Below are 24731 nucleotides of genomic sequence, written 5' to 3'. Positions count from 1 at the left end.
ATGAAGGCCGGCAAGCCCAGGTTGGCTTGCTAAAGGTGCTTTGAGAAGCTGAAGTGAGAAGAAATTCCAATGGCTACCCCCATTAACGCTTACCAGCGTGCAGCCCTTGCTGCTTACGCAGACGGTGACTTGCAACCCTTCCTCGAGGCAGCGACTGGTCAGGAAGACCTGATCCAGCGGCTCGAAGCGGACTATGACGATGTCATGCCGGTGTTCCTTGTGAAGGAGCTCGCAAGCGCTACCGACACCAGTGACGCGCTCACGCGCTTGGAAGATGCAATGCAGGAGCTTTCGCAATCTGCGGACGCTGTGCTGCGCACTGCTTTGCCGGCAGCCGCATGACCCAGGCTTCCGATCTCTCCCCAGAGCAGAAACACATGCTCACCGAGGTGTTCCTCGGCGATCGCGACTGGGAACAGTTCGTCAATCCCGACATCGCCCTCCTCCAATCTCTCGTAGATCTCCGCGTGCTTGAGCATCACGAGGACGAGGATGGCGATTTCTACCGTCTCACCGACCTGGGGCACTCTCTCCGCGCCCAGCTCGTCTCTTGAAAGATCCGCTATGACCGACCAGCCCGCTCCCAAGTTTTCCGATTTCACCAACGACCTCGAAAAGCGTGGCTATATCCTGCTCGAACAGCATCGGTTTGCCGTCGAGCAAGGCTCGATCGCTCACTACATTGTCCGCCGCAAGCCGGGCGTGACTGAAGCAGCAGCAACCGAAGAGCTCATCATTCGGCACTTCCCAGACGATGCCTATGAAATCTTCGTCCAGCGCTGCGAGCGGACCTTCGATGCCACCCGCATCGTCGACGGTGTGCCGGCCGACATCAAGTGCGCCATCACTTCCGGCCTTATGGCCGACCGCGACGAATTCGACGCCATGGAAAAGGCCTTTGGCGATTACAGCCAAGAGGACATCGATGAAGCGCACTCCTCGCAGGAGCGCGCCACCGCCTGGATCGAAAACGAGAAGTAGGACCAGCCGCAAGGTTTGACTGGTCAGGCTGAGCGAAGCCAGCCGAGGAAGGAAAGTTGATGCACCCCGATCTGTTCGCCGCCCCTGCTCAGGCAGAGCCGAAGGCCACCGACGACCGGTCTGGCGACGCCGCGCTCTCGCAATGGTTCACCCCCTTCTGGGTGGCCGAGGAGCTCGTCGATGATGCCCTGCGCGGTATCGGACACTCCTGCAGTGTCATCGAGCCGTCGTGCGGCACAGGCGCCTTCCTTACGGCTATCCCGAAGTCCTGCGGCGCGCTGGGCATCGACATCGATCCCTCCGTCGTGCCAGCCGCGATCGCCAACAGCGGCCGCGAGGTCCTTGTCGGCGATTTTCGCACTATCGACCTTCAGGGTCGAGAGGCAGAGGTCATCCTGGGCAATCCGCCCTTCGAGATGGATGTGGTCGATGGCTTCCTTGACCGCGCGCACGAGATGCTGCCGGAAGACGGTCTCGTCGCCATGGTGCTCCCCGCCTATGCCTTCCAGACGCCCAGCCGCGTCTCGAACTGGATGGAGCGCTTCTCAATCGACGTGAACATGATCCCGCGCACGCTCTTCCCCGGCCTGTCGAAGCCCCTCGTCTGGGCGAAATACATCAAGCAGTCACAGCGCCGCTTCTCCGGCCTCATGCTCTTTGCTGAGACCCGCCAGATCGAGAACATGCGTCCGGCCATCCGTGAAGCCCTTGCCCGCCCCGGCACCTGGCGTGAGGCGGTGGCTATCGCGCTGCACTCCCTTGGTGGGCAGGCTTCTGTCCAGGCAATCTACGATGCCATCGCTCCCGAGCGTACGCGCACCGACCACTGGAAGCCAAAGATCCGCCAGACCCTACAGCGTGGCTTCCGCTCCCTCGGCAACGGCCGGTGGGAGTTGCCCCGCGAGTATCTCGCCGCTGCCTAATCTCCGGTTGGTCTTGAGCCAGCCGACATCTACACTTCCAGAAACATCCTCAACCGGACACTTCACATGGCTATCGAATACGCAGTCGACACCGAAACCACTGGCCTTGAGGTCAGCGACGGCGATCGGATCATCGAAATCTCGTTCACCGAGATCACGCGCGACCCCAATCCGCGCACCTTCCATTCGTACTTCAATCCCGGAGACCAGCAGGTCAATCCCGAGGCGTTCGAAGTCCATGGCCTCAGCAACGAGTTCCTGGCTGACAAGCCCAGCTTCGCCGATACCATTCCCGCCATCCTCGAATTCCTCGACGAGACTGGTGACGAAGAGGTTTCCCTCGTCATTCACAACGCGCCGTTCGACATGGGCTTCATCGAGCTTGAATGCGAGGAAGCGGGCACCCCCTTCCCGAAGAAATACAAGATCATCGATACCCTGAAGCTTGCCATCAAAGCATTCCCGGGTTCCCGGCATAGCCTCGATGCTCTGTGTACCCGCTTCAACATCGACCGCACGAAGCGCACCAAGCACGGCGCGCAGGTAGATACCGAGCTACTCGCTGCAGTTTACCTCGCATGGTTTGGCCAGAAGGGTCTCGAGCTGCAGGTTTCGGAAAGCGGCGAAGATGCCGACGAGAAGGTTACGCTGGGAGCCATGAACACCATTCAGGTCCCTCTCGACCAGGCAGCTGCTATCGCAAACCCGCCGGCGGAATCGTGGGCGAAGTTCTTCGCAAAGCCAGCCGCATGAACCAAGCGCCATTCACCCCTACCGAGGCATACGACACCTACTGGCGTTTTGCTGCGGCCCGGCAGGCTCTATACGAGTGCCGGCTGACCGATCCCGTCGGCCCATGGACAGATGATCCCATCCTGCAAACCTATCGGTTCACGAATGCCTATCGTGCATCCGATCGCGTCAGCCAATATCTGATCAGGGAAGTTCAGTACGACCCGAGCCGTCCGGACAATCCCACCGAGGTCATCTTCCGCACTCTCCTCTTCAAGATCTTCAACAAGATCGAGACATGGGAGATGATCGAGCGCGAACTTGGGCCCGTCACCTGGCAGAGCATCGACTTGCGCGCCCTCGACGAAGTCTTCGATCGCGCAATGGCGCGCGGCACCAAGATCTACTCGGCTGCCTACATCATGCCAGCTCCCCCGTTCGGGAAGGTCCGCAAGCACTCAAACCACATAGCCTTGCTCGACAAGATGATGCGCGACGGGTTGCCGCAGAAGATCGCCCAAACCGAGACACTCGGCGAGGTCTATGAGCTGATTGCCCCATATCCTGGCATCGGCAACTTCCTCGCGTTCCAGTATGCGATCGACATCGCCTACTCTAGCGCTGTCCCACATGAGGAGGACGACTTCGTCGTTCCCGGGCCCGGCGCCCTCGATGGCATCTCGAAATGCTTCTCCTCCACCGGAGCAATGACGCCCACCGACATCATCTTCGAGATGGTTCGTCGGCAAGAGCTTGAATTCGACCGGCTGGGGCTGAAGTTCAACGGCCTCTTTGGCCGCCGTCTCCAGCCCATCGACTGCCAGAACCTCTTCTGCGAAATCTCTAAGTATTGCCGTGTCGCGCATCCAGACATCCCGGGCGTCGCCGGCCGCACGAAGATCAAGCAGACGTACAAGCAGTTGGCCAAGCCAATGCCCCAGCCGTTCTTTCCGCCGAAATGGGGGCTTTCCGTGCCTGATTACAGTCACGTCCCGCCTCCGCCTCCCCCTGACCAGGGATCGCTTTTCTGATTTCCTGAAGAACAGGAAGATTTGAGCAACACTCTCTGGAATTCCTGCATCGCGGCTGGAAGTTGCTTGCAGGCCTTTCCGCATAATCCCACAATAATGCCGTCAGTCCTGGGAGAAGGGTTAGCGCAATCGCGCCCTCCCCAAGTTGAAGGTCTGATCTCTCTGGTGAGATCAAGAACAGAAGGTAAGAAATGGCTTTTCCGGCAATCAATCTGCGCGCACGGTCCTCTTACTCGATCATGGATTCCGCCCTGATCGCGAAGAAGATGCCTGCGCTTGCCGTCAAAGCTGACCAGCCGGCCATCGGTCTAATCGACCGAGGCAGCCTTGCTGGCGCTCTGGAGTTCTCCGACGCAGCTCGCAAGGAAGGCATTCAGCCCATCGTCGGCTGCGACTTCATGACAAAGGCAGGCCGTGTCACGGTCATTGCCGAGAACGCTACCGGCTGGTCGAACTTGCTCTCGCTGAGCCGTGAGCAGGCGCTCACCCCCGAACGCCTCCTCGATGACGAAGCTATCATCGATCGCGCAGAAGGTCTCATCCTCTTGGCTGGCGCACCGGAATCGGCCCTCAACAATCTGCTCGCCACAAACAAGCACGATGCCAATGACTGGCTGAAGGCCATGATGGCCGCCTATGGCGACCGGTTCTATCTCGAAATCGAGCGTTCCACCGGCCGCCGGCCGACCGAAGCCGTTCTCGACCGCATCTCGCGCGCCTACAATCTCCCGATGGTCGCCACCTCCTTCGCCGCATACAGCGAGCCGAAGGATTATGACCTGCTCGAGCTGCTCAGCGCCATCCAGCACAAGCGACTGGTCGATGACCCTGACTTGCCACGCCCGGCCAAAGGCCAGCACTTCAAGAGCACCGCGGAATTCACCGCGCTGTTTGCTGATGCCAAGCACCTGCTCGAAAACACAGCCCGTCTCGCCCTTCGTTGCAGCCCGGACGCCGCGCCGAAGGCCACCAAGCCGATGCTCCCCGCCTTCCCAGACGCGAAAGGCAACGAAGAGGGCATGCTCCGCGATATGGCCACCAAAGGCTTCGAAGAGCGCATTGCAGATGTCCCTGAAGCGAAGAAGCCCGAATACCGCGCCCGCCTCGCTACCGAGATGGACATTATCTGCAAGCAGGGCTTCGCTGGCTACTTCCTCATCGTTGCCGACTTCATCCAATGGTCGAAGGAGCAAGGCATCCCCGTCGGGCCGGGCCGTGGCTCGGGTGCAGGATCCGCCGTGGCATGGGCCATGGGCATTACCGACCTCGATCCCATTCGATGGGGCCTCCTGTTCGAACGCTTCATCAACCCCGAACGCGTCAGCCTCCCCGACTTCGACGTCGACTTCTGCCAAACGCGCCGTGACGAGACGATCGAGTATGTCCGCCGCAAATATGGTGACGACAAGGTTGTCGCCATCGGCACGCACGGCTCCTGGAAGTCGCGCTCGGCCTTCGGAGACGCCGCGCGCAGCCTGGGCATCCCCAACGGGCAGGCTCACGCCGCCGCCCAGCTGCTGCCTATCGCTGCGCCCTACTCGCTCAGCGAAACCGATCCGGAATCGCCGAGCTACCTCGCCCCTGAAGTTCGCGCCCACTTCCGCAAGGATGCGACCCTTGAGCGTGCGCTCGTCATGGGTGAAGCCCTGCAGGGCTTCGTTCGTCAGCACGGCCGCCACGCGGCTGGTATCATCATCGCCGACCCCGATGTCGGTGACGTTGTCCCCGTGATGCGCGATCCGGGCGGCGGCTCCGACCTGGTTACCCAGTTCGAGATGAAAGGCGTGGAAGCCTCGGGTCTCGTGAAGTTCGACTTCCTCGGGCTCAAGACCACGACCATCATCAAGGCCGCCGTCGACCATGTACGCGCATCCGGCGAAGAGCATGCCGATCTCGACATCCTCCAGATCCCCTTCGAAGACGAAGGCGTGATCGACATGCTGAACTCAGGCGCGTGTCACGGCATCTTCCAGCTGGAATCGGAAGGCATGGTCAAATCGCTCAAGCAGGTGCGGCCCACCAGCTTCGAAGACCTCGTCGCCATCATCTCGCTCTATCGCCCGGGGCCGATGGACAACATCCCGACCTTCGCTAACCGCAAGGCCGGCCTCGAACCGCTGCAGTTGCCCCATCCTGCTCTGAAAGACCTCCTGACCGAAACGCAGGGTATTCCTGTTTACCAGGAGCAGATCATGCAGATGGCTCAGATCCTCGCTGGCTACACCCTTGGCGGTGCAGACATGCTCCGCCGCGCTATGGGCAAGAAGATCCAGGCCGAGATGGACGCACAGCGAGAGACCTTCATCGAAGGCTGCGTCGTGCCGCACGTTACCGTGACGACCGATACCGGTGCCGAGCTGCGCATCCCCTCGAACAAGAAGCTGAAGCGCGAGGATGGCGGAGAGCCGCTCACCGCTGCTGAAGCCAAGGATGCTGGCGTGAAGGTCATCATCTCAATCGACCCCGTGAAGGTGGTCGATATCAAGCAGCACAAGTCGCTGGGTATCGATCGCAAGCGCGCTAACCAGCACTTCGACACCATCGACAAGTTCGCCGGCTACGGCTTCAACAAGTCGCACGCGGCTGCCTACGCGCTTCTCTGCTGGCAGTCGGCTTGGTTGAAGTTCCACCACCCTGCCGCCTTCTACGCGGCCGCGCTCACCTACAACTCCGAAGACTTCGACAAGATGCGCAAGATCATCCGCGAAGCGCGCGACCGCGGTATCGAGATGCTTCCGCCGTCGCTCGAAAAGTCGGGCGTCGCTTTCGAGCCTGAGATTGCCGAAGATGGCACCGCCGCCGTCCGCTGGGGCCTCGGCTCCGTGAAGGGCCTCGGCAGCTACGCCGCCCCGCTCGTTGCCGCCGTGCGAGGAAAGGGCATCAAGACCATCGAAGACCTCGCTGCCGCCCTCGCATCGCGCGGCAACGCATCGCAACAGGCTCGCGCGCTCGCTGCGGCTGGCATCCTCGATCCCCTCAACCGCAACCGCCAGGCTGCTGCAGAGCACCTAATCGCCTGCCTCAAGTTCGAGTGCGGCCAGGCAGGCCAGTCTCTCCTGTTCGACCTTACCGCTCCGACCTGCCCGAGCATCCCCGACCTGCCTCGCGACGAAAAGCGTGCGGCCGAGATCGATGCGATCGGCATCTCTTTCGATGACCACCCTCTTGCGGGCGCGCATTCCGAAATGCGTCGCCTCTCTGCCATTCAGGTCAGCAGGGTCGAAGACTATGTCGGTTGCGGCGCTATCACCGTCCTCGTCCGCGTGGAGAGTATCTCCAAGTCGGCGCGCGGGGCCAAGTCCTTCGCGAAGATCTCAGACACCAGCGCAGAGCTGGAAGTCGAGCTCGAGGAGTCGGTTTCGGCTGGCGACCTCATCATCGCGGAAATCGCGAAGAAGGTGAAGGAGCCCAAGTGGCGCCTGGTCTCCTACCGTCTCTATGACAAGACCCAGACACCCCAGCGAATGCGGATGGATATCAAAGCCAGCCACAACTGGGATGAGCTCCGCGCTATGCTCACCAAGTCCGGCCGCGGAGAAGACCGGATCGACATCCTCGTCGACCTAGGAGACAAGAAGGCCCGAAAGGTCCTCCCTGCCTGCTTCAACATCACGCCCGATATGAAGGCCGAGGTCGAAAAACATCCAGACGTTCTGGAAGCGAGGATGTTCTAGTCGCCTTGCGCATTTTTCTGGATGTTCTCTGGGAAAATGCTAAACGCATCTGGGGTTTCCAGAAAACGAGCCCGGCGCTCGTCCGAAAAACACAAAGTTCCACATCACCAAATCCAAGCAGGATGCTTGGTCCGAAGGAGTACACCATGAAGATTATCAACCGCCTGTTCTGCGCAACGGCCGCCGTGGCTTGTGCCAGCGCCACCGTCCTGGTCGCCGCATCGCCCGCAAATGCACATGACGCAGGTGTCACCGCGGAAGAGGTCGCAGCCATTCTTCGCGAAAACCCCGAGATCGTCATGGAAGCCATGCAGCTCGCCCAGCAGAAGCAGCGCGAAATGGAAACCCAGGCTCTCGCCGCTCGCGTCGCGCCCGTCGCCAGCACGATTTTCGCCGGCGACAAGCAGGTCGCCTTTGTCGGCCCCGAAGACGGCACCGCGATCATCGAATTCTTCGACTACAACTGCGGCTTCTGCAAACGCTTCTCGGCTGAGACCGCAAAGCCGCTCGTCGCCGAAGGCAAAACCAAGATCTTCCTCGTCCACACGCCCATCCTCGGTGAAGGCTCGGTGCGCATGGCAGAACTGGCCGCGGCCGCCAATCTCCAGGGCAAGTTCGCTCCGGCCCACAACTTCCTGATCGAGAACGGTGCCAAGACGGCTGCTGAAGCTGACGCTCTCATCCCCCAGCTCATCGCTGCAGCCGGTCTCGATAAGCGCAAATTCGACAAGGCTCTCGCCGATGGCTCCGCAAAGGCACAGGCAGACCACAACGCCGCCCTCGCCGAGAAGGCCGGCGTTGCTGGCACCCCGATGGTCTATGCTAACGGCCAGGCCATTCCGGGCGCGATCCCGCTCGGCCCGCTCAAGCAGATCCTCGGAAGCTAACTCACCTCCGTCCTCCCACGGAGCAAACTAAAAGGGCGCCGAAAGGCGCCCTTTTTTTGTCTCCATTCGAATGCTCAGAGCCTAGGCGTTGCACATCCAGTCGGTCGTGTTCGTCAGACCCGCAGCCGCGCGCTCGGCGTTCAAAGCCTTCGCATCGGAATTCGCTTCGATCTCTGCTCCCGTAGGCGAAGCAGATAGGCTCGGCACTGCGATTGGATCGAGCACCGCGCTATTGTCTCCGGTAAGTCCAGGCGCCGACTGGTCGAACATGCGGCCCGCCCAACAATCGCTTGTAGCATATATCGACGTGCTACGGCCGCTAACGACCGTCGCTCCGACGGCCTGAACTCCCACAAGCGGCGGCGTGCCGCTTCCGACGATGCTCGACTGTACAATCACCGAAGTGCCTTGATAGGCAAAAATAGCCTGCGTTGTCTGCGCCCCCGCGAAGGCCATGTTGACCTGCGTGAAGCCGATCTTACCGCTCCGCGCATAGACCCCAAAAACGGCCCCATCCGGATACTCGAGGTTCGACCCATTCAGCCCGACCTCTCCATCAGAGAGATAAATTCCTCGCGTGTATCGGTTTCCATTGCCCGTGCTGAAAATCACCCTCGCCTGGTTCCCGTTCACCTTCCCAGCCTGATGAACATAGAAGCCCTTCCCATACGGCGTTATCAGTGACAGCGTCCCTTCGATCATAGCCTGACCACCTGGGTTCAGGATGAAGGTGTATCCGTCATCGCCGAACGTCAGAGAGTTATTCCCGGTAAGGCGGACTTCACCAGCGGCCACCACTCGGCCCGCGCTCGAACCATGCATTGAAAAGCGCAGATTCGGCTTTACTGCGATCATCACGTCGGCATCGAAAATCACATCAATGATGTTCAGGTCGCCCGGCAGGCTGATGGTCCCCGACGATGCCATATCGATAAAGGTGCTGTTCGCGACTCCACGTATCTGCAATGTCGAACCAGTCAGGGTGTCGTTTCCTGACAGATTAAGGTCACTTGCCCCCATGCCGTAGTTTCCGCTCGCCATGTTGATCGTCATGAACGACGGAAGCCGAGACCTGTAGAAATTCAGCGCCGTGGCTAGGCTCGCAGGATCTGCCTCTGAAGCACCAGTCCCAGTACCCGTTGGCGAAACGTAATAGGTAATCTGACGAGCATCGATAGTCCGGCTTTCGTCAATGCCGTTCTCGCGCGTCAGCGGCCGAACAATTGCGTCCGATGCCTCGAACATGCGCGACGTCGAATTGTAGACCACGTCGCTGCAGCTCGGGATCGCAGAGAGCTTCGACCGCGGCGCCATCACGAAACCGATCAGGTTCGGTTGGCCAGTCAGCCCTGGGTACGCCGGGCGACCACCTACCACATAGGACCGACCCTCGAATGTCGCAGTCGCGACGCTGTACGATGTCCCATCCGCGTTCGGAATCGAAAGGCTCGTTCCTGACCCGCCTGCATCTCCGAAAGGGCAATAGACAAAGCGCTGGCCAAATGCGGTTTGCGTCTGGAAGCCCAAATTGGAAGGAAGCCCATAACCATTCCCGCTTGGGTTATCTTCGCCAACCGGCAGATAAATCACACCATCATTGCCCGGCGATGCAGCGCGCGCGATCATAGCGCTCGCCACCGTTTCAAGCCGCTTCACCGTCTCGATACGACCGCCAGCATCCGAAGCCATCGCGAGGGTTTGAACACTGCTCACCGCAATAAATGCGAACACGATCAGTGTCGCGATAGCAATGAGGAACCAGGCGACCATTACAACTTCTCCTCAGACCCTAAGCGGATCCATCAGACCCATTATAGGACGAAATCATAGATTTCGGCGGACTTACATGCAGCTCCAGCTGGCCTCATTTGAGCGATTATAGAGCGCTCTCTGGGTGTTGTTGTCGTTGGCCGCAACGTACGCTTGCACTTCCGTGTTGGTCGGAGAAGCTGAAAGTGTAGGGACCGGCTCAGCTGCCGTTACGTCGCTCGTGTTCCCAGATGTCCCGCTGGGCGACCAGCTGAAAAGTCCGCCGAACCAACAGTTGCTCGCGTAAATCTCACTCACCGAACCGGAAACCGCACGAGCTCCAATATCGCGAACACCGTAGTTCGGAAGCGTTGTCCCTGCCCCCAACACACTTGCGTACATAGTGAAGGCAGCCCCACGATCGAGGAAAACGGCGGAGACTGAAGAGCCTCCGAAAGACATCGTGGAATTCCGCAGCGTCAAATCACCACCAGCCATGTAGATGCCGTGCGACGTGCCATTCGGGAAATTGAGGGTCGAAGCCGTAACACTTACGTCGCCATCAAGCGCCTGGATACCGTGGACGTAGCTCGAGCTGGTGGTGCCCGCGAAATTGACCGTCGCGTTCACAAGAGACAATTCTCCCCCTTCTCGGACATAGAAACCATACCTCGACGGGTTCGCGAAATTGACCGTGCCTGAGACGAACATTTCCCCACCCGGCTGAACCATGACCGCATACGTACCCGTGTCCCTTGTGAAGGAATTTGTACCGCCTCTAAGGACCGCCTTTCCGGCTGACTGAAGCACTCCAGCTTGGAAGTTCTTGATAGAGAGCGACGCATCTTCACGAACAACAACCCAGGCATCTGTATCGAAAATGATGTTATTCATCGTCACATCACCCGGGATATTCACATAACCCGTTCCGGCCAAATCGATGAAAGTCGAATTTTGGACGCCAGTTATCGTGAGCTTCGTCCCCCTGTCATTGTCGAACGTCGACATATTCAACTCGTTGGCCGCAATGCCGTAATTGCCCGAGGCCATCTTGATTTCCATCGACGAAGGCTGGCGACTCTTGAGGAAATTGATGGCAGTCGCAAAGCTAGTCGGATCGGCTTCACTGCCGCCCAAACCAGTGCCGTCCGGAGAAACATAAAATGTGATCCGTCGCGCATCGATCGTCCGGCTTTCATCAATGCCGTTCTCGCGCGTGAGCGGCCGAACAATCGCATCCGGCGCTTCGAACCTACGCGATGTCGAATTATAGACCACGTCGCTGCAATTCGGAATCGCAGAAAGCTTGGAGCGCGGCGCCATCACGAAGCCAATCAGGTTCGGTTGGCCAGTCAGCCCAGGATAGGCTGGCCGTCCGCCGACCACATAATCCCGCCCCTCGAATGCTGCCGTGGCAACGCTATAGGACGTGCCATCCGCATTCGGAATGCTCAGGGTCGTTCCCGTGCCTCCCGCATCACCAAAGGGGCAGTAGACAAAGCGCTGGCCGAACGCTGTCTGGGTCTGGAAACCAAGATATGACGGGAGGCCATAACCTGCACCAGTCGGATTGTTCTCCCCCACCGGAAGATAGATGAGACCATCATTTCCTGGAGATGCTGCGCGCGATATAAGCGCACTTGCGACAGTCTCGAGCCGCTTTACCGTCTCGATCCTACCTCCAGCATCAGACGCCATAGCCAGCGTCTGCACGCTGCTCACAGCAATGAAGGCAAAGACTATGAGCGTTGCAATTGCGATCAGAAACCAGGCAACCATTATCCGTATCTCCCACCGCGGCTAGAAGCCGCTTGCGTCACCCATCAACTTGCCAAACAGCTCCGAGAACGGAACGATCGAATAGAGACCGGTGATGGCGTAAACCAACACCATCGAGATGCCTCCGATCATCGCCATCACCGGCTGAACGATCTCCAGCCTCCGAATGTAGATGGCGCGGTTTTGGTCGGCTACTTGCTCCAGAATTCCGCCTAGGGCTTCCTTGTCCGTCGCCATTGAGAGCGCCGCCTTGTCGGTCGGATGCACGGTCCTGAAGCCCTTCGCCCAGGGCTCGCCGACCTTCACATTATGCAAAGCCCGACCAAGGTCGTCCTTCAGTGCGCCCTTGCGAGTGTCGTTGTAGGTCGTGCTAATCGCCTCCTCGAGGGAGACCCCGGCTTTCACCATGAGGCTGAACCGATAAAGCGACACAAAATTGTCCCGCGTGAAGACGATGTCCTTCATGAACGGAAGGCGCATCACAATAGCGTCCGACGCCTGCGGGAATAGCCGCTGGCCGACCCCGACCAAGAAGAACAGAAACATGCCGACAAGCATCATGATCAGTGTGATCGCGCCCAGGCCATACGAGAGCATGTCCAACCATTCCCACTGGATAGGCTGGTCTGTCAGCTGGAAGAGCTGCGACTCCTGCAGATACGGCGTCAGCCAGAGCGGACACGCGAAAATACTGATCGTAGCAACGACCACCCAAAAACCCGCGCTATAGAGGCCTTTTGCCCCCTTTGTCGCTGCCCCAAGTATCTGACGCTCGAATTCGGCGGCCTTCTTCAGCGCCTCGGCTGTCCCACCCGTGCCGCTCGAACCAGCCTTGACCAAGAGCCCGACAGCACCGGGGAAATTTCGCTTGTCTTCATACATCAGGTCAGCGATCGAACGACCCGACGCCACTCCAGCTTCCAAGCCGGCGGCAGCTCGAGCAATTCGACCGCCATGGCTTTCGCGCAAAATCTGGAGAGCCCGACTCAGCTGAACCTTGGCGATCAGCATCGTCGCCAGCTGGTGCAGGAACACATAACGCTCAGCGGAAGTCATCCCACCAGTGCGACGGCCCTTCACCAGCTTGGGCATCCCCAAGACCGTACCCATGCGCTGCGCCGCCAACCGCGCATCGTTCACGGTCTCAGCGACTACGACCGAGGTAATAACTTGCCCGCTTTTGCGGATAGGAACTGAATACTCAGGCATCAAAGCACCCCAACAAATTCGCAAGACCTAGGAAGCGCCTCCCCTGAAGATGCTTCCAATTCCGCTTCAAACTTCATTCAAGCGATAAGTTATCGCCACGCTAGCGCCCGAACCCGTCCAATTCTGGCAGTTCGGGCCAAAGAGCGTGCCCGTCCTTTGGTCGGCGACCTTCTGGAAAGCTTCCTCAATATACGGTTGCTTCACCGGCGCTCTGGCGCACACCCAAACGTACGGTTTCCCATTCCATCCGACAGCACTTCCGTATCGGTAGACAATCCCATGGCCCTCAAGATCCGCGAACCGAGCTGGATCGAGATCTGCAGCCACTGGCACACGGCCAAGGTCCTGCTCCATCTCGGTCACATATACGACAGCAAGCTCAAATCCGGTCGACACACGGTCAAAGTATTCCGCTCGCTTCAGCGAATAATAACTGGTGTACGCGCCATAGGTCGCCAGGATGAACCCGACGGTTAAAGTCGCGATAGCGATAAGAACATTGCTCACTGGTAGCCTCTAGCCTTCCGGCTTCTCGGCTGGCGATTTTCGCTTCGAGCCCAGCGGCTCTCCATCAGACGAGGCCGCATCTGCTTCTGCCTCCTCTTCATCCACCGCATGCTGAAGCAGCCGGGCCTCAGCCAGGCGACGAGCCTTTTTCTTGTCTTCCTTCGGCAGGTTCGCCACCAAGGCCAACTCGACGTTCGACGTGACCACGTCGCGCTTCGCCTTCTCAGCTGCAAGCACCTTCGCCAACAGCTTCGAATGATCCGCCATCACATCGAGTTCGGACGCAAAGGTTCGGTAGATCTCAGCACCATCGGTAACGCCAGCCTCGAGCTTCGATTCCAGATCCTTCCAGAGCGGACGCCAGTAGTGATCCTTCTCGTCTGGAGACATCATCTTCCGAACATCCGCCGGCGTGCGAACGCGTGCGATTTCCGAAACTACCGTGCGTCCGCCATAACCCTGCTGGAAGCATTCCTCACAGCCCTCGCCATGGCACTCGCTACATAGCGTCCGCAGCAGGAACTGAACCATCACACCGCGGAGGAGCATCTCGAAATCTTCGAGCTTCACATCGAGGCCTTTGAGGCGCTGGAGCGCCATCGGGACGGACTCGGCGTGGATCGTCGCGATAACCAAGTGCCCGGTCTCTGCCGCCTGAATGGCTTTGGAAGCCGTTTCATTGTCTCGGATTTCGCCCAGAATGATCACATCAGGGTCATTACGCATAAATGCCCTGGTCGCCTTCGCGAAGTCCAGTCCGACCATGTCGTTCATCTGGACATGCGTAACCCCTGGAATGCGGTACTCGACAGGATCTTCTGCCGTGTAGATCGACTTCTCGACCCGCGGCATTTCACGGACTGTGGCGTTCAGTGTTGTCGTCTTACCAGAACCAGTTGCGCCGACGATCAGAACCAATCCGTTGCGGTACCCGCAAATCGAACGCCATTCGTCGACCTCGCTGATCCCGAGCTGCGTCAGCGGCATTTGCGCGCGCTGCGGGTCGAGCAATCGCAAGGTGAGCTTCTCGCGACCGTCCGTTGGGACGGTCGCGACACGGACGTCGAAGCCACGGCCGCGGATCTGGATCGGAAACGAGCCATCCAGCGGAATGCGCGTTTCCATCGGATCGACCTGCGCACGGTCTTTGATCATGGCAGTAAGGCGGTTGTACTGCTCGATAGAGCCGGAATGGCCGAGCTGCCGCTTGCCCAGATGACGGAAGTAAACCCTGTAGGTCGTCTTCTGAGGCTCAATATGGATATCGGAGACATTATTGAGTGCGGCGAAGTCGATCAAGAGCTCAAGAACTTCAGCATCAGCGGCCGAGTCCGCGATAACCGAACGAGGGTTCGTATCGTCGTCCAATTTCGGCCGAGCCACCCCAGGCTCAATGATCCTGTCGATGCCCGGCTCGAACTCGTTCCATTTCGCCCATGAAAATTCAACTTCGACGAGCTCACGCCCATTCAAATACGGCGCCAGACGCTGGCGCACGAGGGACATGTTTGTGATGCTGGAAACGAACAGTTTCTTGTCCGACTGGGCGTGGCAAATAATCTTCAGCTCGCGAAGGTCGCGGCGTGGAAGTCGAACATCGAACTCCAAAGAGCCAGCCAGAAGGCCAGTGTCGATGTTCTCGATCGCCTCAATGATCTTTTCCCGAGGGACCGAACCCTGCTCAGATAAAATCGTTGCCACCGGAACGCCTCGCGCCCGCGCATCGAGCTGCGCGGCACGCGCCTGCGGCCTGTCGAGCAACTCGTTTTCGACGAGGTAATGAGCGATATTCCCACTCGCCGAAGAAGGATTTGCTGCGCGGGGCTTATCCCCGATAGCACGACGGCGCAGTCGCTCCCTCAGATCTCCACGCTCTTCCAAAGCGATTACCTGCTTGCCCATGATATTTCCCTGCAATTCCCGCCAACCTACATGAGGCAGCACGGATCCTTTGCTGAAAGTCGGCCGCCAGGCGCGTCCGACCCATCGCATTTGTAGATGTTCTCCGGCTGAGCCATTTTCGCCTTCGCCCGAGCTGCGACGCAAATCTTCGTGGCATGAGCCTTCGGGCCTGCCACCGGAGTGATGAGAGAGTTGTCCGCCGAATTGAGCGACCACTGCGAACTACCGCCGGCGGGAGCTCGGGTTAGGAATTTCTTCTCGACCAAGAGGTCGATAGGCTCTTTCCCTGCCTCGAGCGGGAGCTTCCCATTCTCGGAAGCATAGCTTTCAATCGCATAAGCGATCTGGCTTCGCTGGTTGAGATACCCGCTAGCCTCGGCATCGATCTTCGTATCCATGAACTCCGGCCCAATGAATACGACCCCCGCCAAGGCGAGGCCGATGAAGAGGATGGTTCCCATGATCCCGAGAAGGACGTTCGACATCGCGGATTACTTTCCCTGCTTCACCTGAAGGAAGCGGTCGCGAACCCACGCGTACATATGGTCGATCGGACCGATGATCGCGGTTGCGGCGCAGAACGCCGAAGACGCCCACCAGAACCACCCGCCCCAGAAAACTGCCAGGCCGAGAAAAACCACTGCGAGGATCGCGTCGGTGATCCGCGCGCCCTTGCTCACCATCGTTACTTTATCCTGCACGCTCTTCGGTGCAGGAGCATTTCGAGTAGCCACTTTGATTGCCCCCTAATTGGATCAGGAAGTTTCTGGATAAACCAGCAGGGGCAATTCGGCAAGGCAAATAGGCGCTTTGAGGAAGTTTCTGGATCAGAGGCGGGAATACATGATGTAGCTATGCGGCCCAGCTTCACCATAGATGCCCACGTCATGCATCTGGAAGCACCCCGTAGGGGCTTCCGTCATCGCGGAAACGCGTGCGCCCTCGGACACGTCAATCTCCGGAATGGTCCCAGAATGAGAAGCCTGTCTGTTGATCGCCGAACAGACCTCTTTTGCATCCTCGTCTTGCCCCATATCCACGATGATCACGTCAGCGTAATAATTCGCGCTGTAGACATCCCCGGAGAAAAGCATCCTGAAAGGCGCCCCTCCACGGTCGATGTACGGATTAACGGGGACCTTCTTGAGGTATCCCTTCTCGAGCAGGCTTCTCACCGATGATCTCGCAACCACGGGACGCCCCTGCTCCGTCCAGTAAAGCGCCGTAGCCTGGTTCAACTGCGATGCCTTATTGGTCATCTCGAGCGCTTGGCTCTTCGCACTCGCGGTGTTGAACTGTCCGCCCAAATACAGCGAGGAAACGATCGCCAAGCCGATGAAGAGGATTACCGCAATTATACCAACCAGAACACTCGACAACTCAGGCTCCTCAATCAGATCCTTACATAGGCTACGAAGTCTCCGATGTTCACGGCACCGCCGGCATATTCCTTCTTGCTGCGAAAGCAGCCAAGAGGCTCCACGATCTCGGAAATGAAGATGTTCGGAGCAACATCAGAGCCGCCGCCCTGTCGGCTGATCGAGTTGCATATCTGTTGCGCGTTTGCCGTCTCGACAGGCATTAGAACGAATTCACCAGGTCGCTGAGCCAAAGTGCCCACGCCGGTCACGAGAATGGGATCAATCGCGGAGAATGGGTTTTCCGGAATTTCCGGAAGGTAATCCGGCGCTAAACCGTCCAGGTTGAAACCCACCTCTGTTGCGGACTGAGTTTCCATCTCCCTCAAATGGATCGCCATCGAGATCTGGGACAGCCCTTGGAGGCCTACTCCGGCCTCGCTATCAGTCGTCGATTGCATGAAGGTAGGGCCGAGGTAACTCACCCCCGCGATCGCGGAGATGATGAAGATCGTTACGCCAATGATGCCGAGCAGAATTTGCGACATACCTACCTCTTTGCGCTAGTCAGGAATTCTCAAAGAAGCGGCGGCTCAGGTCAATAAGGGTTTCCCGAAGCCGCCGACTTTCCAGATTTTTTTCAGAGCCTCGTCCATGCCTGAAGGGATGAGCCGTTATCGAAACAGCCGCTCACCCCGTTGGGCGTAGTAAGCCCTGGCGCGGTCATCGGGATAGTCGCCGGCGCTCCGCTCTGTACGTTGATCTCTTTGCAGACCTCCTGATTGCCCCGATCGTTCTTGTTGTTGCCCACCCGAAAGTAGACAAACTCTGGCTGACCATCAGTAGGCGTGGTTTCCACGCCTACTGCATTGAACCGGTCCATCATCGTCGGATGATACACCGGCGCAGTCGGATTAACCGGCACGTTCTTCAAATACCCGCGGGCAATCAGATTGCTCGGGTTGGTTGCGAAGACGCCTTCCTGCGCCCGATAAAGATCGGCCGCATGAGCGATTTGGGCCGCGGCTTGTAAATGCGCCGACGCCCGGCTGGTGCTCGAGGTCTTCTGGAACTGCGGGCCGAGGAACATGGCGCCAGCGAGAGCCAGGCCGATAAAAAGAATGACACCGATGATGCCAATAAGAACCTGAGACACTTAAAAAACTCCAATTCCTGCTATCTAAATTTTCGCCCACACATAGTAGGCGCCGAACGAAGCCCTCCAGCAGCCACTGACGCCGTCGCTGGTCATTGTAGGGTCCGCCGTAGGCGTTGGCCCCTCATACCCAGTGCTTTGCTTGTTGATGGCATCACAAACAGCCTTGGCGCCATCATCCGCAAGGGAGCCTCCATGCATGACAATCATATCGACATGATTGGGCCCGCCCGCCATTTCCCAGAGCTGAGGCGGACTAGACGAGGTAATCGGGTTCACCGGGACCGCTTTGAGATACCCTGCATCGACCAAAACCTGCGCGTTCGTCGGCGGGGGCGGACGCCCCTCATCCAGCATGTAAAGATTCGTCGCCTGTGCAACCTGAGTGACCGCCTGGATAGCGGCCGACGCACGACTGTTTGCAGCCGATTCCTGAAATCGCGGCCCAAGGAACATCGCGCCGGCGAGCGCCAGGCCAATAAAGAGAATGACACCGATGATGCCAATAAGAACTTGAGACATTATGCCCCCCTTTAGTTTCTACTTTCCATAAAAAAGGGGAGAGCAGGACATCCTACCCTCCCCGATTTTTTCAGCTTCAGGCCGAACGCTTAGATGCGCGCCCAGACCTTGTACTGATTGTTGGTCGTGTCGTTATAGCAGCCCGACACGCCGTCCGTGGTCGCGCCCGTCGGCTGTGCAGTCGGCGGAGTGCCTGCGCCACCGGTTGCCTGCTTGTTGATCGCCGTGCAGATCTGCCCCGTGCCGGCATCGCCATTGCCGCCGATAACCATCTCCACATGATCCATCACCGCAGGCGTGCCGCCGAGGTAATTGACCAGAATCGGTTCGTTCGCGTTGCTGACGGGATTGACCGGCACCGCCTTCAGATAGCCACCGCTGGTCAGCGCCCCGGTGTTCGCCGCCGCGAAACCTTCCTGCAGCTGATACATATTTGCCGCCTGAGATATCTGAGCGACTGCCTGCAGCGAAGCCGAAGCGCGGCTGTTGTTGGCCGATTCCTGGAAACGCGGACCGAGGAACATCGCGCCGGCGAGCGCCAGGCCGATGAACAGGATAACACCGATAATACCGATAAGAACTTGCGACATAACTACCTCTTGTTTTGCCCCCCGCTATGCAGGGCTCATAGATGAACGGGACGAACTCGCGCGCCTGCCCCCTCGACCTTCGACCGATAAGACTGACTAGACCGGATATGGGCGTCCCGAAGCCCGTCACCGCATCCAAAGAGAAGTGAGAGTGTCACTCCGAGGATGTTCCAAATATTCCCTGTTTTAGGAAGAACGCAACACCTGATCAGGATATTTTTGCAAAAATGCGTATTTTTCCTGATTGATTCCAGACTTTCCGACCTTAATCTTCCTCGATTGCCCTGCTCATCTGCAGAGTGACCCCAGCATTGGTGCACTCCTGCCCCATGCAAAAGGCCTTCATTTTCCAGCCAGGGCAAGACATGGCTGCCGCAGACGCGGTGCCCATGGCGCTATAACCTCCATCAACGCCGACCCATTCAGCCGTAAGGCTATCGCCGTTGATCTGGACGCTGGAAGCACCAAGAGCAGTGATGCTCTGCTGGCACTTCGCCTCCGAAGCGCTGATTTCCTCGACGACAGCATCTCGCCGCATCGCCGTAGCTGCTCCGCCTGCGACCGAGAGGCCAATGAATACGGCGCTCAATGCAAGAGCTGTCACCCCGTAACGGCGGCGCTGGACTGGATCCAACATAAGATTTCCTTTCGCATCCAGCTTGGAAGACCAAGCTGATCGATCGCTAGATTACATGCCGCCCGGAGTGGGCGGCGCGGGCATCGGGGCAACCCCTGGACCCGGAACAGGAATTGCTCCTGGGAGCGGCATCGAGCCCGGCAGCGGCGGCCCACCCTCTAACGGATCGACCCCACCTACCGCGGCCTCGCCACTCGGCGCAGGCTGTGAGCTCGACGAGCACATCCCGACCCCATTGTCCCAGCCACGAACGATCTTCCAACTGCCCTGCGCGTATTCCATCTTCGCGATGCAGTCCGCACCGCTGAGCGCTTGGACCAAGCTATCCGCTTGCGCGCTCGGAAGGTCCTCTACGGCAGTCTGCTGGACGTAAGGCAACGCCCACGCTTCCGTATCGATGAATAGGCCGGCGACTGAGAACGCCAACGCGATCGTGCTTGCACCAAGCAATCCCACGCCAGCGGCAAACACCTTCGAGCCACGCCTGTCGAAAGCCGACATCTTCGCCGTCGGCAGTGCGATAAACGCATTCGCAGGAGGTTCCTGCGACGTCGCGAGAAGGACAGCCTCGAGCGTGCCCGTCTCGCTGTCGATTTTGACCTGAAGCATTCGGCCAGACATCGGGAGTGCGACAACTGCATCCGGATTTTCGTCCAACTTCGCCAGAAGTTCTGGAAGGTAGGCATACCCCCCGCCTTCCTGCATTTCGATCACACAGCCGTCGCGCCACTTCTGGACGTAAACGAACGAGGCGTTCGGCGCGTCGAAGTTCTTCTCGATGAAAGCGCGCCCAAGCAGCTCGGCTTCGCTCACCTTCGTGATGCCGCGCAGGAAGTCGATATTCACCTGCGTAGGGAGAGGCATCTCCTCCGCAGAGACTTCCTTGACCTTCGGCTTCTTGGCTTTCTTCGGCTTCTTGTCCTTCGCCTTGCTGCCAAATTTACGCTTCGGCTTCACATCGTCGGAGGGGACTTCGTCGACCAGTTCCGCCGACTCTGCCCCCGCATCTACATCTTCGATGCCTTCATCATCATCCGACGCGAACGACACCGAACCGGCGCTTGCATCAGTCATCATTCGACTTCTCCGGCTGGGCCATCGAGCGGCGGCGTTCGGGGCCGGGAGTGTCCGTGCTCGCGCCGAACATATTCGTCCCGCGGTAATCGCCAGCCTGCGGCTCCCACGCGGAGCCATCGGCGTTCACCGTGATATCGCCGATCCGACTGGGAAGGCTGTGCGTGAGGCCTTCGACCTCATAAACCGTCACCGACGGGCGCATGATAATGAACACCGTCTGCGTTTCACTGCGCTTGTTCTTCGAGCCGATGCTGTAGAGCGAAAGAGGCCCATTGCGATTGGTCGACGCCACCTGCCGGCGAAGGCCGCCGAGCACGACAGTCTCACCGACCGGAATACGGACGATGTCGTCGAGCTTCTGCTCGCGCGTCCGCGGCTGCGTGAACGTGCCGAGCTGGTTACCTGCGTTGAGTTCGACCATTTCGACGAGTTCGGTAAGCTCGAGCTCGAAAGCCACAGTCACGAGGCCCCCATTCGCCTCATAATTGGGCGCCAGATCGAGCGTCAGGCCCGTCTCCAGTGTTTCGGTCTGCGCAGCACCAACGGCGCCACCGCCGAAACCGCCCCCGCCGCTGCCGCCGCCATTGAAGCCGGTCGTTGCCGAAACCCCCGAGACATACGGGATGGTCTCGCCCGACCGCCAATTGACAGCCGTGCCGGCCAGAGTGCGAAGTTCGACGTTCTGGTCGACCGCAGTCTCACCATACGTCGAGAGGAATTTGATGGCGCCCACGATGTCGAGAGGACGACGATCGCCGAACAGTTTGACGCCGGGATTGAAATAACGAAGCGCATCATTGCCGAACGAGAACAGTCCATCGGTAGGCAGTCCACCGCCAACCGACCCATTGCCATTCCCATCGCCAGCCAGAAATTCCCCTGCGCCACCACCTTCAGTCAGGCCGCCGTCCGACCCGCTACTGCCGGTCGTGCTGTACGGATCACCGAACGTCAGGTTGAACTGCGACCAGTCGAAGCCACGCGAGGTATCCTCGTTCATCGTTACCGAAACGAGTGCGACCTGCATCGTCACTTCAGCCGCATTGCGACCGAGGCGAAGCAAATACGGGCGGATAACCTGCTCGGCCAGCGCGCCCGGAGCCACGAACGACACTGTGCCGGCCTGGATCGAAGCGACGACATTCGTCGCGCCCTTCGCTTCCAGCTCGGTAACCACCTGCTGCATCAGCTCGCGGTTCTGCGGGAGCATCACCGAATAGCGGCCGACCGGCGAAACGTAGATACCCTCGTTCCACCAGATCGTAACGCCCATCGAACGCTCCAGCTGGCGGAACAAACCGCCAAGCGTTCCTTCGAAACGGCGAAAGGGAAGCGAACGCGAGCGGATATTGTACGCGGAGCTGCCGACTCGAACACTCTGCGAGCTATTCGTTTCTGCGCCGCCATTCGCGCCGCCCTCGTTGCTCGTATTGCTGACTTCGACAGACGATGCCGATGCACCCGAACCTGCCCCCAGGCTTCCGTCGTCCCAGCCAAGTACGACCGAAAGGCCGCGATCTTCGAGAAGCATCGTGAGATCGTCGAACGTGGGCGTCTGCCCGCCGAAATCGATCCGCACGCGCGCATCGCTGATGGCCTTCGGCATGTCGCCGCCCATCGGCTTGAGAGCAAAGAAATCGCCAGATAGCTTAACGCGACGCACCGCCGGACGAGAGTTGTCCAGACCGCGACCAACCGAACGCTCGATTGTCGAAGCCTCCATCGGCGTCATGCGGTCGACATGCGGAACTCCGCCGCGAGCCGAACATCCTGCCACGGTAAGAGCCGCGGCCGTGAGAAGAAGCGCCTGCTTGGTGCGCCCACGAAAAAAGGTCATCTATACCCCCTGTTTTTCAGATCGAGTCAGCGGCAGGCCGGAATGACACCAGCCTCCACGCCCTTCGAAACTTCCGCCTTAGTGAAGGTCAGTCGCGTCCCGTTCTTGAGAGCGAACTTCGGGACGCCGTTGATGCAGCCGATAAACCGCGCGCCTTCCGCCAACTTTCCTTCCACGGCGCCCAGAGGCATCTGAACCCCTTCTGCGCCAAATGCGCCCGGAGGCATCATGCCGCCCGGGACGCAAGCTCCAGACATCTCGTTCACCGGAGCCCCAGGGCCCGGAGTCGCCCCTGCGCCCGGAACCCCCGGAGGGCACGGCACCCCAGCAACGCCCGGAGCGCCTGCAACAGGCGGCGCAGCGCCAGCTGGAGCTGCAGAGCCGATAGCGCCCTCGGCAGCCATGGCTTTCACCTTGGCCTCAACGATCCTCTCGACCTCAGCCTTCGACGCGCCTGCCGCTGGCAGGAACGGATTGGACTGCGCGGCGAGCGGCTGTGCCGCTGCCATGACAAGAGCTGCGCCGGCCATAACGACGGCCTTGGGCGAACCAATATACATCTCGTAAACCCCCGAGTGTGGAACTTTGACACCTCCTGATGGGGGGATTTTTCAGGACAAGCAAGCGATAATTTGCGGATTTCCCTCATCCGTTAAGGAATCTTCTGGATGATTCTGGATGTTATCACGCGAACACGCAAAAACCTGTCGACGCAGATGCCAGTTCTTCCTATTCTGGCCGGATGAACATGATGGTAGATATCGGTCGGGCAAAATTCCCCAGCAAGAACCCGCAGGACAATCCAATGATTGTCTGGGATCCGTCGCGCGCTATTTCAGGGCACGCTATGATCGTCGGGTCCTCGGGTGTCGGTAAGACCTACCGCCTGCGCTATCTCATTCGGAGCCTGATCGAGGCCAACCGGAACGTGAACATCCACATTCTCGATGTTCATGGGGACATTGCGCCCCAAGCGAATAATCGCGTCATATTCTCGGAAACCACCGAGTATGGGCTCAACCCTCTCGAGGTGGTCACTGATCCAGAGTTCGGCGGCGTTCGGCGGCGCATCAACTCCATCATTGCCATGATCAACCGGACCACGACCAAGCTCGGCGTCCGCCAAGAGGCAACTCTGCGCGCCCTGCTCTCCGACCTTTACACGGCCAATGGCTATGACCCCAAAGACCCGCGCACCTGGGATCCTCGTAGCAACCCAAAGGCTCGTGGCCGCACTGCAAAGACGAAGCGCCATCCCGGCATATCCGATTTGGCAGCTATGTGCGCATGGCGCCTGAATGTTCTCGTCACCGGCGGCGGGGCTGACGCCTACCGTGCTCTGCACATGGTGAACCGTCTTGCACGGCAAGAGGGTGCGGATTCCGATCTCGCCAAGAGGGCTCTCACAGAGGTCCAGCAGCTCGCCAAGAATGCAGACGGCGTTGAGGTCAATCATATCCTCGGCGAAATCGAAAAGCTCGCAAAGAAAATCAACAAGGAGTCGGTGAAAGGCACCAACACCGACAGCAGCAAACTCGATTCCGCGATCACCAAGGCCTCCGACACCTACGACGCTTTCCTGCAGTCCATCAAATCCGGTCGAGAGCTCGAGGAATACATCAAGTACGACAGTGTCGAGGTTCTCAAGGCAGTGCATGAGCGCATCAAGGGCCTGGATGCCGCTGGCATCTTCAAGGACCAGCCCCCTGATTTCAGCCAGAGCGATCCGCTTCGCGTCTACGACATCAAAGCACTTTCCGAAGACGAGCAGTCGATGTTCGCCGAGGTCCTGCTTGAGCGCCTTTTCGTCGAGGCGAAATCTCGCGGCCAGAAGGATGCGCCAGACACCTTCATCGTGATCGATGAGGCTCACAAATTCATGTCCACCGACGGCGAGCACATCATCAACCGCATGGCGCGCGAGGTCCGTAAATTCGGTGTGGGCCTCATCTTGGTCAGCCAGAACTTCGACCACTTCCCCGAAGATCTCATCGCCAACTCAGCTATGACCATGATCCTCGGCCTCCATGACATGCATCACTCGAAAGCTGAGCGTAAGCTCGGCCTGAAGACCGGGAAGCTGAAATTCATCAAGCCCCGTTATTCCGCAATGGTGCAGGTAAGAAGCGGTGCTGGGAATGGTCTCGCCAATGCCTTCAATGATGTAGTCTTGAGCTAAA

General features: G+C 59.0%; 25 protein-coding genes. 9 read left to right on the top strand and 16 right to left on the bottom strand.

From position 1 onward, the window contains the following. Positions 1-69: 69 nt before the first annotated feature. The 8 genes from DVR09_RS16885 to DVR09_RS16850 all read left to right on the top strand — a co-directional run bounded on the left by DVR09_RS16885 (position 70) and on the right by DVR09_RS16850 (position 8228). Positions 70-342, top strand: a complete 273-nt coding sequence (locus DVR09_RS16885; protein ID WP_115418441.1) for a hypothetical protein — start codon at positions 70-72, stop codon at positions 340-342. After that, the gene (locus DVR09_RS16880; protein ID WP_115418440.1) at positions 339-554 is read left to right on the top strand and encodes a hypothetical protein; all 216 of its coding nucleotides are present in this window, start codon (positions 339-341) and stop codon (positions 552-554) included. Before DVR09_RS16885 ends, DVR09_RS16880 begins: the two co-directional genes overlap by 4 nt. 10 nt (positions 555-564) lie before the next feature. Beyond that, complete coding sequence (locus tag DVR09_RS16875; protein ID WP_115418439.1) at positions 565-981, top strand: hypothetical protein; 417 nt, start codon at positions 565-567, stop codon at positions 979-981. A gap of 59 nt (positions 982-1040) precedes the next feature. Continuing rightward, the gene (locus DVR09_RS16870) at positions 1041-1904 is read left to right on the top strand and encodes a class I SAM-dependent methyltransferase (RefSeq protein WP_115418438.1); all 864 of its coding nucleotides are present in this window, start codon (positions 1041-1043) and stop codon (positions 1902-1904) included. A 66-nt stretch (positions 1905-1970) separates the two neighbouring features. Beyond that, the gene (gene dnaQ / locus DVR09_RS16865; protein WP_115418437.1) at positions 1971-2657 is read left to right on the top strand and encodes a DNA polymerase III subunit epsilon; all 687 of its coding nucleotides are present in this window, start codon (positions 1971-1973) and stop codon (positions 2655-2657) included. Further along, positions 2654-3667, top strand: a complete 1014-nt coding sequence (locus DVR09_RS16860) for a nucleotide kinase domain-containing protein (protein ID WP_115418436.1) — start codon at positions 2654-2656, stop codon at positions 3665-3667. The genes dnaQ and DVR09_RS16860 overlap by 4 nt, the downstream gene beginning before the upstream one ends. Positions 3668-3858: 191 nt before the next feature. After that, the gene (locus DVR09_RS16855; RefSeq protein WP_115418435.1) at positions 3859-7341 is read left to right on the top strand and encodes a DNA polymerase III subunit alpha; all 3483 of its coding nucleotides are present in this window, start codon (positions 3859-3861) and stop codon (positions 7339-7341) included. Positions 7342-7487: 146 nt separating this feature from the next. Beyond that, positions 7488-8228, top strand: coding sequence for a DsbA family protein (locus DVR09_RS16850; protein WP_162815087.1), 741 nt, complete (start codon positions 7488-7490; stop codon positions 8226-8228). Positions 8229-8309: 81 nt separating this feature from the next. Here DVR09_RS16850 and DVR09_RS16845 read toward each other — a convergent pair whose 3' ends face one another. The 16 genes from DVR09_RS16845 to DVR09_RS16770 all read right to left on the bottom strand — a co-directional run bounded on the left by DVR09_RS16845 (position 8310) and on the right by DVR09_RS16770 (position 23081). After that, entirely contained in the window at positions 8310-9998 is a 1689-nt protein-coding gene (locus DVR09_RS16845; protein ID WP_115418433.1) for a hypothetical protein, read from the bottom strand. A 72-nt stretch (positions 9999-10070) separates the two neighbouring features. Beyond that, on the bottom strand, positions 10071-11756 hold the full coding sequence (locus tag DVR09_RS16840) for a hypothetical protein (RefSeq protein WP_115418432.1): 1686 nt from the start codon (positions 11754-11756) through the stop codon (positions 10071-10073). A gap of 21 nt (positions 11757-11777) precedes the next feature. Next, positions 11778-12965: a type II secretion system F family protein gene (locus DVR09_RS16835; RefSeq protein WP_115418431.1), complete on the bottom strand. Its 1188-nt coding sequence runs from the start codon at positions 12963-12965 to the stop codon at positions 11778-11780. Positions 12966-13031: 66 nt separating this feature from the next. Beyond that, the gene (locus DVR09_RS16830) at positions 13032-13472 is read right to left on the bottom strand and encodes a hypothetical protein (protein ID WP_115418430.1); all 441 of its coding nucleotides are present in this window, start codon (positions 13470-13472) and stop codon (positions 13032-13034) included. 9 nt (positions 13473-13481) lie between these two features. After that, on the bottom strand, positions 13482-15374 hold the full coding sequence (locus DVR09_RS16825; RefSeq protein WP_162815085.1) for a GspE/PulE family protein: 1893 nt from the start codon (positions 15372-15374) through the stop codon (positions 13482-13484). A gap of 26 nt (positions 15375-15400) precedes the next feature. Further along, on the bottom strand, positions 15401-15859 hold the full coding sequence (locus tag DVR09_RS16820; protein ID WP_115418428.1) for a hypothetical protein: 459 nt from the start codon (positions 15857-15859) through the stop codon (positions 15401-15403). A 6-nt stretch (positions 15860-15865) separates the two neighbouring features. Further along, entirely contained in the window at positions 15866-16108 is a 243-nt protein-coding gene (locus DVR09_RS16815) for a hypothetical protein (protein ID WP_162815084.1), read from the bottom strand. Positions 16109-16201: 93 nt separating this feature from the next. Continuing rightward, positions 16202-16753 (bottom strand): hypothetical protein, encoded by a 552-nt coding sequence (locus DVR09_RS16810; protein WP_115418426.1) that lies wholly within the window; start codon positions 16751-16753, stop codon positions 16202-16204. Positions 16754-16767: 14 nt separating this feature from the next. Further along, on the bottom strand, positions 16768-17280 hold the full coding sequence (locus DVR09_RS16805; RefSeq protein ID WP_115418425.1) for a hypothetical protein: 513 nt from the start codon (positions 17278-17280) through the stop codon (positions 16768-16770). 92 nt (positions 17281-17372) lie between these two features. Then, the gene (locus DVR09_RS16800; RefSeq protein ID WP_115418424.1) at positions 17373-17888 is read right to left on the bottom strand and encodes a hypothetical protein; all 516 of its coding nucleotides are present in this window, start codon (positions 17886-17888) and stop codon (positions 17373-17375) included. A 24-nt stretch (positions 17889-17912) separates the two neighbouring features. Then, on the bottom strand, positions 17913-18410 hold the full coding sequence (locus DVR09_RS16795) for a hypothetical protein (RefSeq protein ID WP_115418423.1): 498 nt from the start codon (positions 18408-18410) through the stop codon (positions 17913-17915). Positions 18411-18499: 89 nt separating this feature from the next. Further along, positions 18500-19000 (bottom strand): hypothetical protein, encoded by a 501-nt coding sequence (locus tag DVR09_RS16790; RefSeq protein WP_115418422.1) that lies wholly within the window; start codon positions 18998-19000, stop codon positions 18500-18502. A gap of 265 nt (positions 19001-19265) precedes the next feature. Continuing rightward, entirely contained in the window at positions 19266-19637 is a 372-nt protein-coding gene (locus DVR09_RS16785; protein ID WP_115418421.1) for a hypothetical protein, read from the bottom strand. Positions 19638-19688: 51 nt separating this feature from the next. Next, positions 19689-20714, bottom strand: coding sequence for a hypothetical protein (locus tag DVR09_RS16780; protein WP_115418420.1), 1026 nt, complete (start codon positions 20712-20714; stop codon positions 19689-19691). Further along, entirely contained in the window at positions 20704-22551 is a 1848-nt protein-coding gene (locus DVR09_RS16775) for a secretin GspD/PilQ domain-containing protein (protein WP_115418419.1), read from the bottom strand. The genes DVR09_RS16780 and DVR09_RS16775 overlap by 11 nt, the downstream gene beginning before the upstream one ends. Before the next feature lie 26 nt (positions 22552-22577). Next, positions 22578-23081, bottom strand: coding sequence for a hypothetical protein (locus DVR09_RS16770; RefSeq protein ID WP_162815082.1), 504 nt, complete (start codon positions 23079-23081; stop codon positions 22578-22580). Between the two features lie 218 nt (positions 23082-23299). Here DVR09_RS16770 and DVR09_RS16765 point away from each other — a divergent pair, with 218 nt between their 5' ends. Further along, positions 23300-24730, top strand: a complete 1431-nt coding sequence (locus tag DVR09_RS16765; protein ID WP_162815081.1) for an ATP-binding protein — start codon at positions 23300-23302, stop codon at positions 24728-24730. The last annotated feature ends 1 nt before the right edge of the window (position 24731 follow it).

It is taken from the genome of Erythrobacter aureus, assembly GCF_003355455.1.
Classification (GTDB): domain Bacteria; phylum Pseudomonadota; class Alphaproteobacteria; order Sphingomonadales; family Sphingomonadaceae; genus Qipengyuania; species Qipengyuania aurea.
The sequence above is the reverse complement of the archived record's forward strand: the minus strand, read 5'-3'. Positions and strand labels throughout refer to the sequence as shown.